We start from the raw sequence: 1,322 nt of genomic DNA, 5'->3' as shown, positions 1-1,322 counted from the left end.
GGGACTGTCAGGAATTTCGTGTGGGGCGGGGCATAGTAGGGAAGAAGGAGACCCCCTATGGCCCGACGGAAAGAGCCCCGGATCCCGGACGCTATCCTGGACCAGCTGCTGGCCGGTGCCGATGCCAAGACGGCCTTTGAGCAGGGCGGCCTGCTGGATGAGCTGAAGAAGGCGCTCGCCGAGCGGGCGCTGAACGCCGAGATGGACCACCATCTGGCTGGGGAAGGAGGCGCGGGCAACAGCCGCAATGGCTATGGCCGGAAGTCGGTGGTGACCGACAGTGGCAAGCTGGCGCTGGAGATCCCGCGGGACCGGCAGGCGAGCTTCGATCCGCAGCTGATCGCCAAATACCAGCGCCGCTTCCCCGGCTTCGATGACAAGGTGATCTCGATGTATGCCCGCGGCATGAGTGCGCGGGAGATCGTCGGCCACTTGCGCGAGCTCTATGGCATCGAGGTCTCGCCGGACCTGATCAGTGCTGTCACCGATGCGGTGCTCGATGAGATTGCCACCTGGCAGAACCGGCCGCTGGAACCCGTCTACCCTGTGGTGTTCTTCGATGCGCTGCGGGTGAAAATCCGGGACGAGGGCCTGGTCCGCAACAAGGCCGTGCACATCGCGCTGGGCGTCCGGGCCGATGGCGGCAAGGAGATCCTGGGACTCTGGCTGGAACAAAATGAGGGCGCGAAGTTCTGGCTCAGGGTAATGAACGAGCTGCGTGGCCGCGGTGTCGAGGACCTGCTGCTGGCCGTGGTGGATGGGCTGAAGGGCTTCCCCGAGGCCATCCTGGCGGTGTTCCCGGAGGCCACGGTGCAGACCTGCATCGTCCACCTCCTGCGGCAGAGCCTGGACTTCGTCGCCTACAAGGACCGCAAAGCTGTCGCCGCGGCGCTGAAGGCGATCTACCAGGCAGTGGATGCCGCCGCCGCCGAGGCGGCCCTGGCCACCTTCGAGGCCGGGCCATGGGGCCAGAAATACCCCGCCATTGGCCAGAGCTGGCGCCGCGCCTGGACCGAGGTGGTGCCCTTCTATGCCTTCAGCGTTGAAATCAGACGCTTCTTGTACACCACCAATGCCATCGAGGCGCTGAACGCGAAGCTGCGCCGGGCGGTCCGCGCCAGGGGGCATTTCCCCACCGACGAGGCTGCCCTGAAGCTTCTCTTTCTGGTCTTGAACCGGGCGGAGAAGGAGTGGACCATGCCGCCGCGGGAGTGGTCCATGGCCAAGGCCCAGTTCGCCGTGCTGTTCGGCGAGCGTTTCACCCGCGCCATGGCCTGAGCGTGTTCAACCGCTCCGCCCCACACGAAATTCCTGACAGTCCC

Annotated in this window: 1 protein-coding gene; it reads left to right on the top strand. The window is 65.7% G+C overall.

Translation table 11 applies throughout. The features are described from left to right. The first annotated feature begins 57 nt into the window (after nucleotides 1-57). On the top strand, nucleotides 58-1,278 hold the full coding sequence (locus tag CR162_RS19770; protein ID WP_099097237.1) for an IS256 family transposase: 1,221 nt from the start codon (nucleotides 58-60) through the stop codon (nucleotides 1,276-1,278). The last annotated feature ends 44 nt before the right edge of the window (nucleotides 1,279-1,322 follow it).

Source organism: Teichococcus rhizosphaerae (assembly GCF_002631185.1).
GTDB lineage: Bacteria > Pseudomonadota > Alphaproteobacteria > Acetobacterales > Acetobacteraceae > Pseudoroseomonas > Pseudoroseomonas rhizosphaerae.
This window is presented reverse-complemented; position numbering and strand designations above follow the sequence as displayed.